The sequence below is a fragment of the Kitasatospora sp. NPDC093102 genome (assembly GCF_040683915.1).
Taxonomy (GTDB): Bacteria; Actinomycetota; Actinomycetes; order Streptomycetales; family Streptomycetaceae; genus Kitasatospora.
In genome coordinates, this window is sequence record NZ_JBFBFA010000023.1 from 38,583 (window position 1) to 59,707 (window position 21,125).

A 21,125-nucleotide genomic window follows, 5' to 3' on the forward strand; every position below is an offset into this window, starting at 1 on the left:
AAATCTGTTACCTGTTGCCTGTCACCTGTTCGCCGTCACCTGTCCGCACCGCCCCGCCGCTCGATCACCAGACCGACCCCGTCCAGCATCCGCGCCATCCCGAACTCGAACAGCGCCTCCAGGCTCAGGTCGATCTCCGGCCCCCGGTTCAGCGCGTCGAACATCGGGAACCGCTCCGGATCCGCCATCAGCCGCCCGTGGTCCTCGTCGCCCACCCGCTCCATCCACTCGTCCGCGGACAGCCCGCTGTCCTGCTCGGCCTGCGCCTCCCGCTCGAAGTGAACGGCCAGCCCGCACACGAACGCAGCCAGGGCGACGGACGTCTGGGCCATCTCCTCCCAGCTCAGTCCCCGCCCCGCCAGGACGGCCATCGACCGCTCGGTGTGCAGCGCGGCATCCGGCGCCGGCACCGGCCGGGTGAAGGACATCGTGGAGGCCAGCCACGGATGCCGCCGGTAGATCCGCCACTGCAGCCGCGCGATCGTCTCCAGCCCCTCCCGCCAGTCCGACGCCCGCAGCTCGGGCAGCGGCTGCTCGCCGAACACCACGTCCATCATGAGCCGCAACAACTCGTCCTTGCCGGGCACATGACGGTAGAGCGACATCGTTGCGACAGCGAGTTCGGTCGCGACCCGGCGCATCGACAGCGCCACCAGCCCCTCCTCGTCGGCCACCCGGACGGCCGTCGCCACGATGCGCTCCCGCGTGAGGTCACGCTCGCCGCCCGTCCGCACCCGCCGCCCTCCGGCCGGCTGCGCCACCGGCCGCACTTCCCGCTGCGACGCCGGTTCGGACACCTGCTGCTGTGCCCGCTGGGGCTCCCGGGACCGGGCGGCCGCCGGGGCCGGCTTCCCTGCCACCACCGTGCCCACCCCGGGGACGGCCCGGACGAGCCCTTCCTCCCGCAGGCGGTTCAGCACCTTGGTCGCCGTGGCCATCGCGACGCCCCACTCCTGGGTGATCCGCCGGGTGGACGGCACCCGCGCCCCCGGCGCCAACTCCCCTGCCGCGATGCGCCGTCGCAGCTCGGCCGCGATCCGCTCCGAGGGACTCCCGCTCTCAGTCACCCAACCCCACCGCCAGCCTGCCGCCCGACTGCCCCACTGCCGATCGAAGTTGACGCACGCGGCAGCAACCACCGGCCACCACCGCCGGGTCCACCCGCACTCCGGCCCCACCCATCAAGCCCGAACCCGGCCGAACCCGACCCGCGCCCGACCCCGATCCGGTCCGCGTCCGCCCTCAGCCCGCCCGCCGGGCCAGGTGCACCACATCCGGCACCCCCCGGGCCACCTGGATCTCGTGCGTCACCACGTCGGAGAACCCCGCCGTCCGCAGCGCCTCTTCGAAGGCCGGCGAAGGCTGCGCACTCCACACTGCCAGCACCCCGCCCGACCGCAACCGGTGCCACAGCACCGCGAGCCCGTCCGCGCCGTACAGCCCGTCGTTGGATTCGGTGACGGTCCAGTCCGGCCCGTTGTCGATGTCCAGGCACAGCGCGTCGTAGCGCTCGCCGTCCGCCGCCGCAAGGTACTCCAGCAGGTCGGTGTGGAGCACCTCGACCCGCTCGTCGTCCAGCGCACCGCCCGAAAAGGCGCCGAGCGGGCCGGTCCGGTGCCAGTCGATGATCGCGGCCTCCCGCTCGACGACGGCGATCCGGCCCCAGCGCGGCTCGGCCGCCGCGTACGCCAGCGAGAAGCCGACCCCGAGGCCCCCGATCAGCACCGACGGCCGCTCGGCAGGCCCGCCCGTACGGTCCAGCTCGTCCAGCGCCGCCTGGATCAGCAGCCGCTCCGAGCGCCCGTCGGCGGTGTCCATCAGGAAGCAGCCGTTGGCGATGATCTCGAAGTCCCGACCGCGTTGCCGGAGCACCACCTCACCGTACGGGCCCTCCCGTCGGTCGAGCGTGACGACGGCCTCGTGGCCGTCACGTTCGGGCAGTGCGGTGGTCATCCGTCCTCCATGGCGGACTCGGGCGAACTCGGCTGCGGGACCACCCCGGTACGGGCGGGGCGGACACCCGCCCGACAATAGCCGAGTCCGTCCCCGGGTCCGTCACGTCGTGACCAGCACCCCCGCGTACGAGACGCCCGCGACGACCACCCAGGATCCGAGCCCGAGCAGGGCGATCCGCCCGCCGGTACGAGCCATGGTCGGCAGGTGCACCGCACTGCCGAGACCGAACAACGCAGCGGCCAGCAGCAGTCCCTGGGCGTCCGCGGCCAGGCCGAGCACGCGCTCCGGCAGCACCCCGGTGGTCCGCAGGACGATCATCGCGAGGAACCCCGCCACGAACAGCGGCACGATCGGCGGACGACTGCCGGCCTTCACCGACTTCTCACCCGGCCTCGAACCCGAGCCCGAGTTCGCTTCCGACGCCACATGACCCGTACCGCCCGCCACATGACCCGTACCGCCCGCCACATGCCCCGTACCGCCCGCCACCGGAGCCGCCACGGCAGCCTCCAGCGGAGCCGCCACCCGCGCCGCCCGCAGGTTGCGCCGCACCACGACGGCCACCCCCGCGACCAGCGGAGCCAGCAGCACCACGCGCATCAGCTTGACCAGCACCGCCTCCCGCAGTGCCCCGGACCCGCCGGTCTGCGCGGTGGCGACCACCTGTCCGACGTCGTGCACACTCGCCCCGACCCAGCGCCCGAACTCCAGCTCGCCGAGCCCGAGCGGGTGCTGGAGCAACGGCAGCACGGCGATCGCCAGCGTCCCGCACAGGGTGACCAGCGCCACCGAGGCCGCGACGTCCTCCTCCTCGCTGCCCGCCGCCTGGCTGACCGCACCGATCGCCGAGGCCCCGCAGATCGAGTACCCGGTGGCGACCAGCAGCGGCTGGTCCCCGGGAAGGCCGAGCCGCCGGCCCAGCCAGAGCGTGCCCGCGAAGGTGGCCGCGACCACGGCGAGCACCATGGCGACGGTGGCCCAGCCGAGGCCGAGCACGTCGTCCAGGCTGAGCTTGAGCCCGAGCAGCACGATCCCGAGCCGCATCAACCGCTTCCCGGCCGTGGACAGCCCCGGCCGGGCGATCCCGCGGACCACCGGGCGCAGCCCGGGCAGGTGGGCCGCCGCCATGCCGAGCACGACCGCGGCGGTGAGCTCGGGCACGGCCGGCACCAGCGCGTGGACGCCCAGGGCGGCGGCCACCCCGAGGGCCGCGAGCAGCAGCCCGGGGGCGTCCCCGCGCATCGGGGGCAGTGAGCGGGTACCGGAGATGCGGTGCCGGAGGATCAGTGTCACGCCGCGCTCACCGCTGCTGGTCGGCGGGCAGCCGGTAGACCCGCCGGATGCTGGTGCCGAGCCGCGAGACGTCCGCGCCGTACACGTGGATGGAGATCGCCGTGCTGCTACAGGAGTTGCGCACCAGGTGGATGTCGCCGGGCGGGGCGAAGGCGGCCACGGTGCCGGCCGGGCCGGCCACGTGCTCGGTCTCGACCAGCCGGGCGGTCCGGCCGTCGGAGACCAGCCGGTAGCGGGTCTCACTCTCCTGCCCCTGGTGGACGCCGGCCACGCACCAGGAGACGTGGTCGTGGATCGGGGTCTGCTGTCCGGGCAGCCAGACCAGGGCGACGACGGAGAAGCTGCCGTCCTCCTCGGCGTGCAGCACGTGCTGGCGGTAGCGCTGCGGGTCACCCTCGCGCTGGGCGGGGGTGAGCAGCGCGTCGGGCCCGTCCTGGTCGGCGTGCAGGTGCGGAGCCAGGCGCTCGCCGACCAGGTAGGCGGTGAGCTCGGGCGGGAGTCCGCGGTCCACGACGGCGCGGATCTCACTGATCAGCGCGGTCATCCGCTCGGTGAGCCGGTCGCTGCCGACCGTGGCTGGGGGTGTCATACCAGCAGGTTCGGGCCTACCGACCCATCACGTCCAAGGAGGGTTTATAAGCAACCTCCCCGTCAACGCTTATATGTCAGTAGTCGGCAGTCACCAGCCGGGCGGCCACCTGCCGACGATCGGCGGTCAGCACCCCACCCGGCTCGCCGCTGCCTGCCGCAGGTGGTCCAGCACCAGCCCGGTGGCCGGGATCCGGCGGTGCTCGCGCAGTACGTACGCGCTCACCTGCCGCCGCAGGTGCGGTTCGACGGCCCGCCCGGTGACCTTGCGGTGGCACATGAAGGAGAGCACCAGCGCCGGCATCAGCGCGATCCCGACCCCGGCGGCGACGAGCGACTGCACCGCGAGGTTGTCGTCCGTGGAGAACACGATGTCCGGCGCGAAGCCCTCCTCCGCGCAGACGTGCAGCAGGTTGGCCCGGCAGCGCGGACAGCCGGCGATCCAGCGTTCGCCGCCGAGGTCGGCCAGCCGTACGGCGTGCCGGCGCCCGAGCGGGTGCCCGACCGGCAGCAGTACCGTGAGCAGGTCCTCCATCAGCGGGATCTCGTCCAGGCCGTCCGGCACCTCGGTGGCCCCGCCCGGATAGCGGAAGGCCAGCGCGATGTCGCACTCCCCGCGCAGCAGACGCTGGACGGAGTCCGGCGGCTCGGCCTCCAGCAGCTCGACCCGCACGCCGGGGTGCTCGGCCAGCAGCCGGGCCATCGTCTCGGGTATCAGGGTGGCGTTGGCGCTGGGGAAGGCACAGACCCGCACCCGCCCGGCGCGCAGCCGGGCGAGCGCGGCGAGCTGCTTCTGGGCGGCGGACATGCTGCCGAGGATCAGCTCGGCGTGCCGGGAGAGCGCCTCGCCGGCCTCGGTGAGCCGCAGTCCGCGCCCCTCCCGGGTGAAGAGCGGGACGCCGACGGTGCGTTCGAGCGCCTTCATGTGCTGGGTGATGGCGGGCTGGGTGTAGCCGAGTTCGCGGGCGGCGGCCGAGTAGGAGCCTGCCCGGACGACCTCGCGGAACGTCCTGATGTGCCGCGAATCGAACACCGGCTCCATGATCCCTCCCACCCGCTCGTCCGTCCTCGGTCCCGCATCGACGTCATCGCAGGGGCGCATCAGCCCCGCTGCCGCCTCGCCTCGATGCCCGAGAATCATAAGAGGAATTTGGAGGTATCGACCCCGACCCCACCTGCACCTATGGTTCAGCCCCGAACCAGCCTTCTCACTGCTGCGCCGACGGCGGCAGCCCCATCGACACCCCGGCCGTGGCGACCGGCGCCCCGCCACGCGCGCTCGGGCTGCGCCGGCTGCGCCGCTCCACGAAGCGGGCGAGCCACGAGAGGAGCAGGCACATGCCGATGTAGATCGGTGCGATCACCATCACCACCGGGATGAACGGCAGGTCGTAGTCGAGGTTGGTGGCGATCAGCTTGCCCGCGTGCAGGAACTCCTCGTAGGTGATCAGGAAGCCCAGCGAGGTGTCCTTGAGCGCGACCACCAGCTGGCTGATGATGGCCGGCAGCATCGCCCGGTTGGCCTGCGGCACCAGCACGTACGTCATCACCTGGGTCTTGCGCATGCCCAGTGCGTACGCCGCCTCCCGCTGCCCCTTCGGCACCGCGAGCACGCCGGCCCGGAACACCTCGGCCAGCACCGACCCGTTGTAGAGCACCAGCCCGGTCACCAGCGCCCACAGCGGCTGCACCTTGAGGGCGACGAAGACGAAGAAGATCATCACCAGCACCGGCATGGCCCGGAAGAACTCCACCACCAGCGTGGCCGACCAGCGCACCACCCGGTGGTCGGACAGCCGCCCGGCCGCGAACAGCGCGCCGAAGGGCAGCACGAACAGCACCGTCCAGCCGAAGGCCTTCAGGGTGTTCCCGAGCCCGCGCAGCAGCAACTCCTGCACGCCCCGGTACTCGAAGGCCATCCACTTCCCGTACGTGAACTGCTGGGTGTGGAACAGCATGTAGACGACCCAGCCGACCACCGCCGCGATCAGCAGCAGCACGATCCCGCCGTACAACCGGTGGCGGGCGATCGCCTTCGGGCCGGGGATGTCGTACAGCGCCGAGGATTCAACGGTCATCGGGACACCGCCACTCGTCGTTCCAGCAGGTTGAAGACGGCGCTGATGGCCAGGGTGATGATCAGGTAGCCGACGGCGATCCAGACGAAGGTCCAGACGATGCCGTAGCCCAGCTCGTTGATGGTCCGGTAGGTGCCCAGCAGTTCGGTGACGCTGAACGAACCGGCGATCGCCGTGTTCTTCGCCAGCGCGATCATCACGCTGCCGAGCGGCGCCACCACCGAGCGGTACGCCTGCGGCAGCACCACCAGGCCCATCGTCTGCCCGAAGCTCATGCCGAGGCTGCGGGCCGCCTCGCCCTGCCCGGGCGACACCGTGTTGATGCCCGAGCGCATCGACTCGCAGACGAAGGCCGAGGTGTAGCAGCCGAGCGCGAGCACCGCGAAGGTGAAGAAGGGCAGGGTGATGTCGAACCGGGGCAGGCCCAGCACCACGATGAAGAACAGCAGGGTCAGCGGCGTGTTGCGCAGCACCGTCACCCAGGCGGTCCCGAACACCCGCAGCGGCTTGACCGGTGAGACCCGGAAGCCCGCGATCAGCACGCCCAGCACCAGCGCCAGCACGGCGCCCACCACGAACAGCGAGAGCGTGCCGAGGAACCCCTCCCAGTAGGTCGACCAGTTGTCGGTCAGCGTTTTCACGGCGCGGCCCTCTCAGTACCGGTCGATCTGCGGCGGGTTCGGCGCCGGCTCCCCGGAGAGGCCGAGGGTCGCCTCGAAGGCCCTCGTCCAGTCGCCGTTCTGCATGTGGTGCTCCAGCCCGTCGTTGATCGCGCCGCGCAGCACGGTGTCGTCCTTCGGCACCCCGATCCCGTACGGCTCGGTCGAGAACGGCGGGCCGACCACCTTGAGCTCGTCCGGCACCTTGGCCGCGTAGCCGAGCAGGATCGCGTTGTCCGTGGTCACCGCGTCGACCTGGTTGGCGATCAGGTTGTCCACGCAGGCCGAGTAGGTGTCGTAGCCGATCAGCTTGGCCTTCGGGTACTTCGACTGGATGCGCTGGTACGACGTGGAGCCGGCCGCCGAACAGACCTTCTTGCCGTCCAGGTCCTCCGGACCGTGGATGGTGTCGTTGTTCTTGCGCACCAGCAGCGACTGCCCGGCGATGAAGTACGGGCCGGCGAAGCCGACCAGCTTCTTCCGGTTGTCGTTGATGGTGTACGTGCCGACGTAGTAGTCCACCTGGCCGTTCTGCAGAGCGGTCTCGCGGTTGGCCGAGGCGATGGTCTTGAACTCGATCCGGTCCGGTGGGAAGCCCAGCGAGGCGCCGACCATCTTGGCGATCTCGATGTCGAAGCCGGAGTACTCGCCGGTGGCCGGGTTCCGCTGGCCCAGGTACGGCTGGTCCTCCTTGGCGCCGACCACCAGGTGGCCCCGGCGGCGGGCGGCGTCCAGGGTCGGCGAGCCGGTGATCGCGGAGGCGTCCTGCACCTGGTAACTGGGCAGGGCGCTGGGCTGCGGGCCCTTGGGCGGCGGGGTGCCGGGCTTGCCGCAGCCGGCGACCAGAGCGGCGAGCAGCAGGGCGGCGGCGAGCACGCGCTTCCCCGCCCGCGCGACGGGCCGCGCCGCGGGCCTCGCCACGGGCGGCGTCACGGACGTCGCCGCAGACCTCGTCACGAACGTCGTCGCGGGCCTTGCCGCGGGCGTCGTCTCACGGTTCACGGCGCCGCCTCAGTGCTTCAGGATCTTGGACAGGAAGTCCCGGGCGCGATCGCTCTCGGGAGCGCTGAAGAAGGCCTCCGGGGCACGGTCCTCGACGATCCGGCCGTCGGCCATGAACACCACCCGGTTCGCGGAGGCCCGGGCGAAGCCCATTTCGTGGGTGACCACGACCATCGTCATGCCCTCGCTCGCGAGCTGGCGCATGACGTCCAGCACCTCGTTGATCATCTCGGGGTCGAGCGCCGAGGTGGGCTCGTCGAACAGCAGCGCCTTGGGGTCCATCGCCAGCGCCCGGGCGATCGCGACCCGCTGCTGCTGCCCGCCGGAGAGCTGCGCCGGGTACTTGCCGGCATGACCGGCGAGGCCCACCCGCTCCAGCAGTGCGCGGGACTTGGCGTCCGCCTCCGCTTTGGGCCGACCGCGGACCTTGATCTGCGCGAGCGAGACGTTCTGCAGCACGGTCTTGTGCGCGAACAGGTTGAAGGACTGGAACACCATGCCGACCTCGGCACGCAGCCTGGCCAGGCCCTTGCCCTCCTCGGGCAGCGGTTGGCCGTCGATCAGGATGGTGCCGTCCTCGATCGACTCCAGCCGGTTGATCGCCCGGCAGAGCGTGGACTTGCCCGAGCCGGACGGGCCGATGATCACGACGACCTCGCCGCGCCCCACCGTCAGCTCGATGTCCTGCAACACGTGCAGGTCCCCGAAGTGCTTGTTGACCCCGCGCATCTCGATCAGTGGGGTGAAGGACGAGGCGCCGATCGGGGCCTGCCCGGGGGCTGTGGTCACCTGTCGCGCCGTCCCTTCAGCAGCCAGCCCAGCACGCCGCCCGCGATCAGCGTGGCCAGCAGCGCGATCCAGAGCGGCGCGGTGACGGTGAAGACCCAGAACTGGATCTTGACCTTGTCGAGGTTGGCGAACAGGAACCACACGGCGAGGATGACGATGACGCCGATCCCGATGTAGCGCGTGGGAATCCCGCCGATCTCACCGCGCGAGGAGCGGGACGAGCCGCCTGAAGTCTTGGTCACCGGAGCAGTCTGCGGGCCGGACGGCTGATTTGCCCGGTTACGCGCCCTTCCGGGTCAGGGAGTAACCCGTACGGGGCAATCCGGCCCCGTACGGGTTTGAAACGCTCCGACCCAATTCCGGACCATCGGTCCGGACAGCCGCGGTCGCGGCCTCGGCCGCTACCGCTCGTCCCGCCAGGACCGCCAGAGCGCCGCGTACGGACCGCCCGCCGCGACCAGGTCCGGGTGGCTGCCGTACTCGCTGATCCGCCCGCCCTCGACCACGGCGATCACGTCCGCGTCGTGCGCGGTGTGCAGCCGGTGGGCGATGGCGATGACCGTCCGGCCCTCCAGCACCCGGGAGAGCGAGCGCTCCAGGTGGCGGGCGGCCCGGGGGTCCAGCAGGGAGGTGGCCTCGTCCAGCACCAGGGTGTGCGGGTCGGCCAGCACCAGCCGGGCCAAGGCCAGTTGCTGGGCCTGCGGCGGGGTCAGCGAGGTGCCGCCGGAGCCGACCTCGGTGTCCAGGCCCTCCGGCAGGGCGTCCACCCAGGACCCGGCGTCCACCGCGTCCAGCGCGGCCCGCAGCTCGGTGTCGTCCGCGTCGGGCGCGGCCAGCCGCAGGTTGTCCCGCAGGGTGCCGACGAAGACGTGGTGCTCCTGGTTCACCAGGGCGACCTCCGCACGCACCCGCTCGGCCGGCATCCGCGCCAGCGCCGCCCCGCCGAGAGTCACGCTGCCGCGGCCGGGGGCGTAGATCCCGGCCAGCAGCCGGCCGAGGGTGGACTTGCCCGCGCCGGACGGCCCGACCAGCGCGACCCGGCTGCCCGGGGCGACGTCCAGGCTGATCCCGTGCAGGACGTCGGCTCCCTCGCGGTAGCCGAACCGGACGTCCTTCGCCTCGACCCGACGGCCGTCCGGCCGGGCGGACTCGTCCCCCTCGTGCTCGGGCACCTCGCGCACGCCGACCAGCCGGGCCAGCGAGGCCTGGCCGATCTGGAGCTCGTCGTACCAGCGCAGGATCAGGTCCACCGGGCCGGTCAGCATCTGCGCGTAGAGCACGCCGGTGGTCAACTGGCCCACGGTGATCCAGCCCCGGAGGGTGAACAGCCCGCCGAGCACCATGGTGGCGAGCACCGCCGAGGTGTAGACCGCGTCGATGGTCGGGAACCAGACCGAGCGCAGCCACAGGGTGTACCGCTCCCAGGCCAGCCACTCGCTCAGCTTGCGGTCGGTCAGCCGGACCCTCTGATCGCCCAGCCGCAATGCCTCGACCGTCCGCCCCGCGTCCACCGTCTCGGCCAGCACGTTGCTCACCGCCGCGTACCCGGCCGACTCGCTGCGGTAGGACTGCGGCGCACGCCGGAAGTACCAGCGGGAGCTGACCAGCAGCAGCGGCAGCCCGACCAACGAGGTCAGCGCGAGCAGCGGCGAGGTGACCAGCAGCGCGCCGACCACCAGCAGCAACGACACCACGGCGACCGCGAGTTCGGGCACCGCCTCGCGCACCGACTTGTCCAGCCGGTCGACGTCGGTGGTGCCCCGGGAGACCAGGTCCCCGGTGCCGGCCCGCTCCAGCACACCGGTCGGCAGGGCCACCGAGCGGACCAGGAAGTCCTCCCGCAGGTCCGCCAGCACCCGTTCGCCGAGCACCGAACCGCGCATCCGCGACCAGCCGGTGAAGGCCGCCTGCGCCACCAGCGCCAGCAGGTACCAGGCGACCGCCACCGCGACGGTGGACCCGGCGGTGCCGGTGGCCAGCGACTCGACCAGGCGCCCGAGCACCCACGGCCCGACCAGCCCGGCCACCGTGGCCACCGAGTGCAGCGTCACCACCGCGGAGAACCCGGCGCGGTGCCGCCGCGCGAGCAGCAGCAGGTACCCACGCACGGCGGCCGGGGACCCGACCGGCAGGGTGGTGGCCGGCCCCTGTTCCTCCTGGACGGGGGGCTTCATGACGTACTCCTCGCGTGGGTGGCAGGGAAGTTGACGGCGGTCCTCATACGGCCTCACCCACCGGACGGGCCGCTTCCTCGTCGCGGGTGACCACGGCCCGGTAGGCCGGCTCGGTCCGCATCAGCTCGCGGTGCCGCCCGGCCGCGACGACCCGGCCCTCCTGCAGCAGCACCACCCGGTCCGCCTGGTCGAGCAGCAGCGGACTGGTCGCGAACACCACCGTGGTGCGCCCCTCCCGGGTGTCCCGCAGCCCGGACGCGATCCTCGACTCGGTGTGCGCGTCCACCGCGCTGGTGGGCTCGTCCAGCACCAGCACCGGCGGGTCGGCCAGCAGTGCGCGGGCCAGGGCGAGCCGTTGGCGCTGCCCGCCGGAGAGCGAGCGTCCGCGCTCGGTGATCCGGGCACGCATCGGGTCTCCCCCGCACTCCGGCGAGCCCTCCACCAGGGCCTCCAGCACGTCGTCGGACCGGGCCGCCGCCAGGGCCGCGGGAGCCGGGACCCGCCCCGAGGACGGGATGTCGAACAGCTCGGCGAGCGTGCCGGAGAGCAGTACCGGCTCCTTGTCGTGGACCAGCACCGCCGCCCTGGCCTCGGCCAGCGGCACCGCGTCCAGCTCGGTGCCACCGAGCCGCACCGAGGCCTGTTCCCGTTCGCCCTCGGCCGTCGGAACGTGGCCGCCGAGCCGCTCGGCCAGCGCCCCGGCGAAGTCCGGGTCCCCACAGACCACCGCGGTCAGCTCGCCGGCCCGCGCGGTCAGCCCGCTCGCCGGGTCGTGCAGGTCGGCCTTGTCCGGCCGGACCAGCGAGGCCTCGGCGGTGCCGCCCGTCCGGCTGAGCGAGAGCACCCGGACGGCCCGCCCGGCGGAGACCCGGGCCACGCTCCAGGCGTGCGCCGCCTCGCCCAGGATGCGCAGCGGAGCGGCCAGGAAGGCCGTCGCGCCGTACACCGCGATCAGGGTGCCGACGGCGAGCTCGCCGGAGGCCACCAGCCGGGCGCCGTACCAGGTGACGCCGACCACGAACAGGCCGGGCAGCAGCGCCTGCTGCGCCTGCATCAGCGACCAGATCCGGGCCGAACGGACGGCCGCCGCCCGGACCTCCTGGGAGGCCGCCCGGTACCGCTCCAGGAACAGCTCCTCGCCGCCGATGCCGCGCAGCACCCGCAGCCCCGCGACCGTGTCGGCGGCCAGCTCGGTGGCCTTGCCGCCGAGGGCGCGCTGCTGCTCGTAGCGCCGCTCGAACGGCCCGATCAGCGGCCAGACGGAGGCGGCCAGCACCGGGACGCCGAGCAGTACGCCGATCCCGAGCACCGGATCGACCGTGAACACCGTGGCGCTGACGGCCAGCCAGACGATCACCGCGGAGCGGAGCCGGGCGACCAGCTCGACGTACCAGCCGATCCGCTCGACGTCCCCGCTGCCGACCGCGACGACCTCGCCGGTGGCGATCCGGCGCGACAGGCCGGCCCCGAGGTGCGAGGCCTGCCGGGCCACCAACTGCCGTACGTGGGTGGCCGCGTGGATCCAGTTCCAAACCGCCTGACGATGTGTCAGCACGGCGCCGAGCGCGGCGCCCGCACCCAGCAGGAGCAGGAGCCCGCCGGCCCGCCGGATCCCGCCGGCATCGCCGTCCACGGCGGCCTGCACGCCGTACCCGAGCGGTATCGGCAGGGCGGCCTGGCACCCCATCTCGATCAGCGTCCAGCAGGTGGCGAGCAACTGCCCGCGCCGCTGGCTGCGCTGCAGCCAACGCAGGAAGGCCAGGGGTGAGGAGAGATCGGGACTGCCGGGGTCGGCCAGCGGCAGAGGGGTGAGCAGCATGACACTCCGATACGAGCGGTGCGCGGGTGCGAAGGCACGGGGGCACAGGGGTACGGGGGAGGCACGGGAGTACGGGAGCAGGGCGCACGGAACGCCTCGGTGACGTGCGCACAGCACGGGCAGCGGCCGAACGACAGCGGGACGGCAGGACGGCCCGAGCCGACGGGCGGAGGACGCGCGGCGCGGCAGCACGGCGGCGGCGCGACGTCGACGATGCGTCCGGAGGAGACACCGGACGGAGACGGGATGGGCACGAAGGGCCCGGAAAGTCAGGAGGTCATGGCCGCGAGCCTGCCAACCTCCCTGTGATCCGCGCAACAGGTTTTTCACCACCGCCGAGCGCACCGGATCCGCACGCCCCCCGCACGCCGGCCCCGCACGCTCCCCCACGCCCCCGCACGTCCCCCAGCAGGGCGGTCCCGGGCGCACCGTCAGCCGGCGGTCACCCCGGGGCAAACCCCCGCAAAGCTTCACCCAAGATTCGCCCGTTCGGCGGGAACAATCGCACCTGGGCACCAGTTGCCCCCACTGGAACCAACAGGACAATCAGGAGGGCATCCCTTCCCGTGAGCACCATCCCCACCGTCACCCTCAACGACGGCGCACGGATCCCGCAGCTCGGCTTCGGCGTGTGGCAGGTCCCGGACGCCGAGGCCACCCCGGCCGTCCGCACCGCGATCGAGGCGGGCTACCGCTCCATCGACACCGCGGCCATCTACGAGAACGAGGCCGGCACCGGCGCGGCGATCACCGAGGCCCTGGCGGGCGGCGTGGCCCGTGAGGACCTCTACGTCACCACCAAGCTGTGGAACTCGGGCACCCGCGACTGGTCCGGCGAGCAGGGCCGCGACGCGGTGCTGCGCGAGTTCGACGCCTCGCTGGCCAAGCTCGGCCTCGACCACCTCGACCTGTACCTGATCCACTGGCCGCGCCCGATGCACGGCAGCTTCCTGAACATCTGGAAGGCCTTCGAGCAGCTGAAGGCGGACGGCCGGGTCAAGTCCATCGGCGTCTCCAACTTCGGCACCGAGCAGCTGACCCGCCTGCTGGACGAGGCCTCCGTCGCCCCGGCCCTGAACCAGGTCGAGCTGCACCCGTACTTCCCCCAGACGGAGCTGCGCGCCTTCCACGCCGAGCACGGCATCGCCACCGAGGCGTGGAGCCCGCTGGGCCAGGGCAAGGAACTGCTCGCCGAGCCCGCACTGGTGAAGATCGCCGAGAAGCACGGCCGCACGGTCGCCCAGGTGGTGCTGCGCTGGCACCTCCAGAGCGGTGTGATCGCCATCCCGAAGTCGGTCACCCCGTCCCGGATCCGCGAGAACCTGGACGTCACCGGCTTCGAGCTGGACGCCGAGGACCTCGCGGCGATCGCCGCCGTGGCCACCGGCAAGCGGATCGGCCCGGACCCGCAGGACTTCGACTGGAACTGACGCCCGGCTCGGGGGCCCGGCCCCCGAGCCACCGAACCGCCTGACGGCCGGTCACACGAAGACCGCCCGCACCCCGAGGGTGCGGGCGGTCTTCGGCGTACCCTGATCCGCCAAAGCCCACGACCATGGACCCTCAGCGTTTTGGCGAATCGTTTTGGCTACTGCGGCGAAATCTTGACCTAGAGCCTGGCCGCCTTCGCGATGAGCGCGAGCGCGGCCTCGTGCTCGCCCTCCTCCAACGGGGCCAGCAGCAGCCGCTGGACCTCGGCCACCCCAGCGGCCGAGCGGTGCAGCAGGTCCTGTCCCGCCGGTGAGAGCGAGAGCAGGTTGCGCCGTCCGTCCGAGGGGTCGCGCCGGCGCTGCACCAGACCGCGGCGCACCAGCCGGCTGACCATTTCGGCCATCGTGGCCTTGTCCAGCGAGGCCAGCTCGCCGACCGTCCGCTGGTCGGCGCCCGGTTCCAGCTCCAGCGCGTCCAGCACCGCGTACTGCGGAGCCGTCAGCTCGGCCCCCACGTGCTCCGACCAGAGCTTGGTGTGCACCTGCTGGCTCACCCTGATCAGGTAGCCGATCGCCCGCTGGGCGTCCAGTATCGGCCGCGCGTCGGCGATGACGGCGACCGCCGCGGGCTCCAGCCTGGCTATCTTGGCCATCACCCGGACGATCTCGACCTGTTCCTCCGCCGAGAGCGACTCGAACAGGACGCGCTGCACGCGGACCACACCACCGGTGGCCTCGCGCACCGCCTGGGCACCGCTCTGCGAGAGGGCCAACAGCTTTCGCCGGCCGTCGGCCGGGTCGCGCCTGCGCAGCACCAGGCCGCGGCGGACCAGCCGCGCGACCATCTCGGCCATCGTGGCCTTGTCGAGCGAGGCCCGCTCGCCGACCGTCCGCTGGTCCGCACCCGGCTCCAGGGCCAGGACCAGCAGCACGGCGAACTGCGGAGCCGTGAGATCGGCTCCGACGTGTTCGGACCACAAGCGGGTGTGAACCTGCTGTGCCACGCGAATGAGGTGTCCGGGCGACTGCTGAAGTCGCGCAGACACGCGGGTTGTCGGGATCTCCCCCAGCACCATGTATCCGTCCCGATGTCACACCCGGTGTGTGTGGGACACCCGGGTGGGGCAGTAACGGCGAGTGGGCGTCCAGCTATGAGGGAGGGCGCTCCAGCCGTGCAGCCGGTGGCTGCTGGCGGACACTATACAAACGGCGGGCCGTTGCTGGCAGGCAGGGGCGGATAGTAGACGCAGGTTCGGCAACATTGGCATATTTACGGACTGCGAAGGCCTTGCAGTAACCCGTTCTCGGCAGAAAGCCGACCGGCCGGTCCTTACCCACCGTCACCTGCGTCTCTCCACCCTGGCCGCCCTCCCTACCCGCCGGTAGGGTGTGGCCACCCTCTCCGGGGGCTCTCCCCGGAGGCAACCCCCGAGAGAGACGAGAGCAAGCATGACCGAGCAGAGCACCGCCCCCCGGGTCGCCGTCGTCACCGGCGGCGCCCGCGGCCTGGGCGCCGCCACCGCCGTCCGACTGGCCGCCGACGGCTACGCGGTCGCCGTCCTGGACCTGGACGAGGCGGCCGGCAAGGAGACCGTCGACCGGATCACCGCCGCCGGCGGCAAGGCGCTGGCCGTCGGCGCCGACGTCTCGGACGCCGAGCAGGTCCAGGCCGCCGTCGGCCGCGTGGCCGCCGAGCTCGGCGCCCCGGTCGTCCTGGTGAACAACGCGGGCGTACTCCGCGACAACCTGATCTTCAAGATGTCCGAGTCCGACTGGGACACGGTCATGAACGTTCACCTCCGCGGCGCCTTCCTGATGACCCGCGCGGTGCAGAAGCACATGGTCGACGCCGGTTTCGGCCGCATCGTCAACCTGTCCTCGTCCTCGGCCCAGGGCAACCGCGGCCAGGCCAACTACTCGGCCGCCAAGGCCGGCCTCCAGGGCTTCACCAAGACTTTGGCCATCGAGCTGGGCAAGTTCGGCATCACGGCCAACGCCGTCGCCCCGGGCTTCATCGCCACGGACATGACAGCCGCCACCGCCGCCCGGGTCGGCATGGACTTCGAAGACTTCAAGCGGGCCGCAGCCTCTCAGATCCCGGTCCAGCGGGTCGGCCGACCTGAGGACGTCGCCCACACCATCTCCTTCCTCGCGAGCGAGGGTGCCGGCTTCGTCTCCGGCCAGGTGATCTACGTCGCGGGCGGCCCCCTCGACTGAGCACGGAACCTACACAGGGTTACCACGGAGTGGGAAGCCGAGCGCACCGGCCTCCCACTCCGTTCCCTTTACCGGGGCTTTTGCAGAATCATTCGACGACCACACTGACTTTCGATGCCGGAATAGTGGAAATCACCCCCCGGACCATCCCGGGTCGACCCAATTGTCGATTTCCCGGGTAAATGACAATTACCACCGGAATAGCCCTGTCCGGCTGGGTAAGGTCGCCCCGTGCAATCCAGAAGTACCCCTGCTCCCCTTCCGCGCCAGGAGCCGGATCGCCGGAGCACCGAAACCGGTCTCCGGGAACGCCCCCTCGCCCCCGGGCGCGCCCTCGCCCCGGTCGGGTCCGACCCCCGCGAACCCGGCTGGCCGCCGATGAGCCGGCGGCGGGCCGCCCTGCTCGCCGTCACCCTCGCCGGCTACCTGCTGGTGCTGGCCGGGGTCCTGCTCAACACCGCGCTGGTCGACCTCGACTGGTCGGTCCGCCTGCTGCGCCCCTACGAGCGGTGGCCCCGGCTGGAGCCGCTGCTCGACACCTGGGTGGTCGCCGGGCAGCGCGGCCCCTCGGCGATCGCCGCCTTCGCCTGGCTCGGCTGGCGGGCCCGCCGCCTCGGCCGGCTGCGTCCGCTGCTGGTCATGGCCATCGCGCTGTTGTTGCTCAACGTCACCGTCGGCGCGGTCAAGATCGTCACCGGCCGGCTCGGCCCGCACTACGCCCAGTACGTCGGCTCGCCCGAACTCTTCTCCGGCGGCACCATCTTCCCCTCCGGCCACACCGCCAACGCGGTGGTCACCTGGGGCGTGCTCGCCTACCTCGCCGTCCGCTGGCGGCGCACCGGCGCGCTGATCGCTGCCGCCACCGCCTGCTCGATCGGTCTGACCACGGTCTACCTGGGCACCCACTGGGTCACCGACGTCCTGGCCGGCTGGGCCGCCGGGCTGCTCGTCCTGCTCTCCCTGCCGCTGCTGGAACCGCTGGTCGCCACGGCCGAACAGCGGCTGCGCCGGCGCTTCGCCCGCCGGCACCTGCCCTGCTGAGCCTGAGCCGCACCGAATCGGACGGGCCGGACCGCACCGGACCGGGCGAGCCGAGTCCGCGCCGCGGGCGCGCTGGACCTACCCCTCCCAGCTGCGCTCGACCACACCGTCCCGCACCGCGAGGTTGAGTCGCCCCTGCCGGTACTCCATGGTCATCAGGTCCCCCGGCTCCAGCACCCGGACCGACGCCCAGCCGTGCCGCCGGGCCAGTTCCCGGGCCCGCGCGATCCGCAGCCCCGCGTACCCCTCACCGTCCTGGCCCGCCGCGCCCGCGCCCGAGCCCGCCCCACCGGCCCCCGCCCCCACCGCGCCCGAACCCGACATCGCGCCTCCCCGGCTCGCCTCCTCGGACGTACGCTGGAATCGTAGCCCGACCCACGCGGTCCGGAGGTGAACGGCATGCGCACCACCACCCCGCGACGATGGCGCAGCGGCACCGAGCCGGCCACCGCCCGCAGCGACCTCAAGCTCCGCTACCTGCTCTCGCTCGTCTTCACGCCGCTGTTCGCGCTGGCGACGGTGGGCTTCGCCATCTGGGCGGCCGCCTCGCCCGCCTACGGCGCACCCAGCCGGGGCACCCTCACCGGCTTCGCCGTGGCCTGCGGACTGCTCACCCTGTTCGCCGCCGTCGATCTCATGGTGGTCATCCGGCGTCGCCGGACCGAGCTCTGACGCGGTGTCTCCCACGGAGTGGGAAGTCGGCCCGGTCGACCTCCCACTCCGTGCCACCGGTCTTCCGGGCCTCAGCGGCCGCCGACCGCCTGCTTGACCAGCGTCCGCCCGAAGTCCCACATCAGTCCGCTCCCCCGGTGGGCCTCGTCCATGATGTCGGTGAAGGCGTCCACGAACCGGTCCACGTCGCGCTCGGTGATGATCAGCGGCGGGATCAGCTTGATCACTTCCAGGTGGTCCCCGGACACCTGGGTCAGGATGCGGTGCCGTTGCAGCAGCGGCACCACCACCATCTGCGCGAAGAGCCCCTTGCGCGCCGCCTGGAGCGCGGTCCAACCGGTGCGCAGCTTGAGCGACTTGGGCCGGCCGAACTCGATCCCGATCATCAGCCCGCGGCCGCGCACCTCGGCGAGCAGCTCGTACTTGTCCACCAGTGCGGCCAGCCGTTCGCGGAAGTGGTCGCCCACGTTGCGGGCGCTCTCCACCACCTGCTCGTCGCGCAGGACCTCCAGGGTCGCCAGCCCGGCCGCCATGGCCTGGGCGTTGGACCCGAAGCTGGCCGAGTGCACCAGCACCCGGTCCATCGAGGAGTACACCTTCTCGAAGATCCAGCTCTTGCCGAGCGTCGCCCCGACCGGCACGTACCCGCCGGACAGCGCCTTGGCCGCGCAGACCAGGTCGGGCAGCACGCCGTCCTCGTGCTGGTAGGCGAAGAACACGCCGGTGCGGCCGATACCGGTCTGCACCTCGTCGCAGATCAGCAGCGCCCTGTGCTCGTGCAGCAGTGCCTGCGCGGCCCGCAGCCAGCCGGGCGGCGGCGCCTGGACGCCCTTGCCCTGGATCGGCTCGACGATCAGCCCCGCGACGTCGCCGCGCTTCAACTCCTTGGCCAGTGCGCCGAGGTCGCCGAGCGGGATGGCGGTGTCCGGCAGCAGCGGGTCGAAGCCCTTGCGGAAGCCGCTCTCCCCGTTGACCGAGAGCGAGCCGGTGGTCAGTCCGTGGAAGGCGTGGTCGGCGTAGAGGATCCGCCGGCGTCCGGTGGCGTACCGGGCGAACTTGAGCGCGGTCTCCACCGCCTCGGTGCCGCTGTTGCCGAAGAACACCCGATCCAGTCCGGGCGCGTGGGACAGCAACCGCTCGGCCAGCAGGCCGGGCAGCGGCGAGCAGTCGAAGCGGACCAGGTCCGGCAGGTCGAGGTCCATCACCTGCTGGATCGCCGAGCGCACCACCGGGTGGTGGCGGCCGAGCGCGAAGATGCCGAAGCCGGCCAGCATGTCGAGGTACTCGTTGCCCTCGGCGTCGTAGAAGTACTGACCCCGGGCGCGCTCGTAGTACTTGTCGAAGCCGATCGTGTGCAGCATCCGCGGCAGCTGCGGGTTGAGGTAGCGGCTCTGCAACTCGTAGCGCTCGCCGCCGCGTTCGGCGATCAGCGCGGCGAGGTCGAAGGCGGGGCGGTCTGGTTCAGCCGGCATGGCGCGGGTTCGCTCCTCGGGTCGGTAGCAGGTTCTTGGCGAAGACGGCGGTCTGGGCGGCGACCCCGGTCCCGGTCAGCCCGGCCTCCTCCAGGATCTCCCCGCGCGAGGCGTGGTCGAGGAACTCCTGCGGCAGGCCGAGCACCCGCACCGGCACGTCCACGTCGGCGTCGCGCAGCGCCTGGGCGACGACCGAACCGACGCCACCGGTACGACCGTTGTCCTCGACGGTGACCACCAGCCGGTGGGCGCCGGCCAGTTCGGGCAGCACCGGGTCGACCGGCTTGACCCAGCGCGGGTCGACCACGGTCGCGGTGAAGCCCTCGGCGAGCAGCAGCCGGGCCGCGTCCAGGCAGGCGGAGGCGGTGGCGCCGACCGCGACCAGCAGGATCTCCGGCGCCCGCCCGGTGCGCAGCAGTACGTCCACCCCGCCGATCCGTTCGACGGCCGGGACGGCGGGCCCGACGTTCCCCTTCGGGAAGCGCACCACGGTCGGGGCGTCCTCGACCTCGACGGCCTCGCGCAGCTGGACGCGCAGCTGTTCGGCGTCGCGCGGCGCGGCGAGCCGCAGGCCGGGGACGACCTGGAGGATCGACATGTCCCACATGCCGTTGTGCGAGGCGCCGTCCGGCCCGGTCACCCCGGAGCGGTCGAGCACGAAGGTGACGCCCAGCCCGTGCAGGGCGACGTCCATCAGGACCTGGTCGAAGGCCCTGTTGAGGAAGGTCGCGTACACCGCGACCACCGGGTGGAGCCCGCCGGTGGCCAGCCCCGCCGCGCTGGTGACGGCATGCTGCTCGGCGATCCCGACGTCGAAGGTCCGCGCCGGGTAGGCCTTCGCGAACGGGGCCAGGCCCACCGGCTGGAGCATGGCCGCGGTGATCGCCACCAGGTCCGGCCGCTCGGCGCCCAGGGTGACCAGCTCGTCCCCGAACACCGAGGTCCAGGAGACGCCGCCGCTGGGCGAGATCGGCAGGCAGGTGTACGGGTCGATCGGGTTGACGGCGTGGAAGCGGTCGGCCTCGTCCTGCTCGGCCGGCCGGTAGCCGCGCCCCTTGACGGTCAGGCAGTGCACGATGACCGGCCCGCCGAAGTTGCGGGCCTGGCGCAGCGCCTGCTCGACCGCGCCCAGGTCGTGGCCGTCGATCGGCCCGAGGTACTTGAGGCCGAGGTCCTCGAACATGCCCTGCGGGGCGAAGGCGTCCTTGAACCCCTTCTTGGCGCCGTGCAGCGCGTCGAAGATCGGCTGGCCGACCAGCGGGGTGCGCTGCAGGGCCTCCTTGCCGAGGGCGAGGAAGCGCTCGTAGCCCTGGGTGGTGCGCAGGGTGGCCAGGTGGTTGGCGAGGCCGCCGATGGTCCTGGCGTAGGAGCGCTCGTTGTCGTTGACGACGATGACCAGCGGCCGGTCGCGGGCCTCGGCGATGTTGTTGAGCGCCTCCCAGGCGAGCCCGCCGGTGAGCGCGCCGTCGCCGATCACCGCGACGGTGTGCCGGTCGTGCTGGCCGAGCAGTTGGGCGGCCTTGGCCAGGCCGTCGGCGTAGGAGAGCGCGGTGGAGGCGTGCGAGTTCTCGACCAGGTCGTGCTCGGACTCGCCCCGCGACGGGTACCCGGAGAGGCCGCCGCGCATCCGCAGCCGGCTGAAGTCCTGGCGGCCGGTGAGCAGTTTGTGGACGTAGCTCTGGTGGCCGGTGTCGAAGACGATCCGGTCGTACGGCGAGTCGAAGACCCGGTGCAGCGCGATCGTCAGCTCCACCACGCCGAGGTTGGGCCCGAGGTGGCCGCCGGTGCGGGTGACGGCGTCGATCAGGAAGTCGCGGATCTCGTCGGCGAGCAGCGGGATCTCGGCCGCCGGGAGCTTGCGCAGCTCGGCCGGGGACGTGACGCGGGAGAGCAGTGACATGGGTACACCTCACGACTCGGAGCGGTGCGGTGGTG

20 protein-coding genes are annotated in these 21,125 nt (G+C 72.3%); 4 read left to right on the forward strand and 16 right to left on the reverse strand.

All coding sequences use genetic code 11. From position 1 onward, the window contains the following. Positions 1–35: 35 nt before the first annotated feature. From AB0O11_RS25425 to AB0O11_RS25480, 12 genes are all read right to left on the reverse strand, one after another. On the reverse strand, positions 36–1,067 hold the full coding sequence (locus AB0O11_RS25425; protein ID WP_363391298.1) for a TetR/AcrR family transcriptional regulator C-terminal domain-containing protein: 1,032 nt from the start codon (positions 1,065–1,067) through the stop codon (positions 36–38). Between the two features lie 175 nt (positions 1,068–1,242). Then, entirely contained in the window at positions 1,243–1,953 is a 711-nt protein-coding gene (locus AB0O11_RS25430) for a spermidine synthase (protein ID WP_363391301.1), read from the reverse strand. A 102-nt stretch (positions 1,954–2,055) separates the two neighbouring features. Beyond that, on the reverse strand, positions 2,056–3,198 hold the full coding sequence (locus AB0O11_RS25435; RefSeq protein WP_363391464.1) for a putative sulfate exporter family transporter: 1,143 nt from the start codon (positions 3,196–3,198) through the stop codon (positions 2,056–2,058). Between the two features lie 58 nt (positions 3,199–3,256). Continuing rightward, entirely contained in the window at positions 3,257–3,838 is a 582-nt protein-coding gene (locus AB0O11_RS25440; RefSeq protein WP_363391304.1) for a cysteine dioxygenase family protein, read from the reverse strand. Positions 3,839–3,964: 126 nt separating this feature from the next. Continuing rightward, positions 3,965–4,870, reverse strand: coding sequence for a LysR family transcriptional regulator (locus AB0O11_RS25445; protein ID WP_363391307.1), 906 nt, complete (start codon positions 4,868–4,870; stop codon positions 3,965–3,967). Positions 4,871–5,045: 175 nt separating this feature from the next. Then, positions 5,046–5,915, reverse strand: coding sequence for an amino acid ABC transporter permease (locus tag AB0O11_RS25450; protein ID WP_363391310.1), 870 nt, complete (start codon positions 5,913–5,915; stop codon positions 5,046–5,048). Then, entirely contained in the window at positions 5,912–6,556 is a 645-nt protein-coding gene (locus AB0O11_RS25455) for an amino acid ABC transporter permease (protein ID WP_363391313.1), read from the reverse strand. The genes AB0O11_RS25450 and AB0O11_RS25455 overlap by 4 nt, the downstream gene beginning before the upstream one ends. Positions 6,557–6,568: 12 nt before the next feature. Next, complete coding sequence (locus tag AB0O11_RS25460; protein ID WP_363391316.1) at positions 6,569–7,450, reverse strand: glutamate ABC transporter substrate-binding protein; 882 nt, start codon at positions 7,448–7,450, stop codon at positions 6,569–6,571. A 135-nt stretch (positions 7,451–7,585) separates the two neighbouring features. After that, complete coding sequence (locus AB0O11_RS25465) at positions 7,586–8,314, reverse strand: amino acid ABC transporter ATP-binding protein (protein ID WP_363391467.1); 729 nt, start codon at positions 8,312–8,314, stop codon at positions 7,586–7,588. A 47-nt stretch (positions 8,315–8,361) separates the two neighbouring features. Next, positions 8,362–8,607: a LapA family protein gene (locus AB0O11_RS25470; protein ID WP_363391319.1), complete on the reverse strand. Its 246-nt coding sequence runs from the start codon at positions 8,605–8,607 to the stop codon at positions 8,362–8,364. Positions 8,608–8,766: 159 nt separating this feature from the next. Then, entirely contained in the window at positions 8,767–10,539 is a 1,773-nt protein-coding gene (locus tag AB0O11_RS25475) for an ABC transporter ATP-binding protein (protein WP_363391322.1), read from the reverse strand. 43 nt (positions 10,540–10,582) lie between these two features. Beyond that, positions 10,583–12,358 carry an ABC transporter ATP-binding protein gene (locus AB0O11_RS25480; RefSeq protein WP_363391324.1) on the reverse strand — a complete coding sequence of 592 codons (1,776 nt, stop codon included), beginning with the start codon at positions 12,356–12,358 and terminating at the stop codon, positions 10,583–10,585. A 566-nt stretch (positions 12,359–12,924) separates the two neighbouring features. On the opposite strand from AB0O11_RS25480, the gene AB0O11_RS25485 reads away from it, so the two are divergent. Next, positions 12,925–13,788, forward strand: a complete 864-nt coding sequence (locus AB0O11_RS25485; protein ID WP_363391327.1) for an aldo/keto reductase — start codon at positions 12,925–12,927, stop codon at positions 13,786–13,788. A 179-nt stretch (positions 13,789–13,967) separates the two neighbouring features. On the opposite strand, the gene AB0O11_RS25490 is transcribed toward AB0O11_RS25485, so the two are convergent. Then, complete coding sequence (locus AB0O11_RS25490; RefSeq protein ID WP_363391330.1) at positions 13,968–14,792, reverse strand: MarR family transcriptional regulator; 825 nt, start codon at positions 14,790–14,792, stop codon at positions 13,968–13,970. 445 nt (positions 14,793–15,237) lie between these two features. On the opposite strand from AB0O11_RS25490, the gene fabG reads away from it, so the two are divergent. Further along, a complete protein-coding gene (gene fabG, locus AB0O11_RS25495) occupies positions 15,238–16,005 on the forward strand; it encodes a 3-oxoacyl-ACP reductase FabG (RefSeq protein WP_363391332.1) in 768 nt (255 codons plus the stop codon). A gap of 378 nt (positions 16,006–16,383) precedes the next feature. Next, positions 16,384–17,046, forward strand: coding sequence for a phosphatase PAP2 family protein (locus AB0O11_RS25500; RefSeq protein WP_363391335.1), 663 nt, complete (start codon positions 16,384–16,386; stop codon positions 17,044–17,046). 78 nt (positions 17,047–17,124) lie between these two features. Here AB0O11_RS25500 and AB0O11_RS25505 read toward each other — a convergent pair whose 3' ends face one another. Next, positions 17,125–17,370, reverse strand: coding sequence for an I78 family peptidase inhibitor (locus AB0O11_RS25505; RefSeq protein WP_363391338.1), 246 nt, complete (start codon positions 17,368–17,370; stop codon positions 17,125–17,127). A gap of 75 nt (positions 17,371–17,445) precedes the next feature. Here AB0O11_RS25505 and AB0O11_RS25510 point away from each other — a divergent pair, with 75 nt between their 5' ends. Continuing rightward, positions 17,446–17,718 carry a DUF6343 family protein gene (locus tag AB0O11_RS25510; RefSeq protein WP_363391341.1) on the forward strand — a complete coding sequence of 91 codons (273 nt, stop codon included), beginning with the start codon at positions 17,446–17,448 and terminating at the stop codon, positions 17,716–17,718. Positions 17,719–17,789: 71 nt separating this feature from the next. Here the strand turns inward: AB0O11_RS25510 and AB0O11_RS25515 are convergent, their stop codons facing one another. Continuing rightward, positions 17,790–19,190: an aspartate aminotransferase family protein gene (locus tag AB0O11_RS25515; RefSeq protein ID WP_363391344.1), complete on the reverse strand. Its 1,401-nt coding sequence runs from the start codon at positions 19,188–19,190 to the stop codon at positions 17,790–17,792. Beyond that, positions 19,180–21,090, reverse strand: a complete 1,911-nt coding sequence (gene dxs / locus AB0O11_RS25520) for a 1-deoxy-D-xylulose-5-phosphate synthase (RefSeq protein ID WP_363391346.1) — start codon at positions 21,088–21,090, stop codon at positions 19,180–19,182. The genes AB0O11_RS25515 and dxs overlap by 11 nt, the downstream gene beginning before the upstream one ends. Positions 21,091–21,125 lie beyond the last annotated feature (35 nt).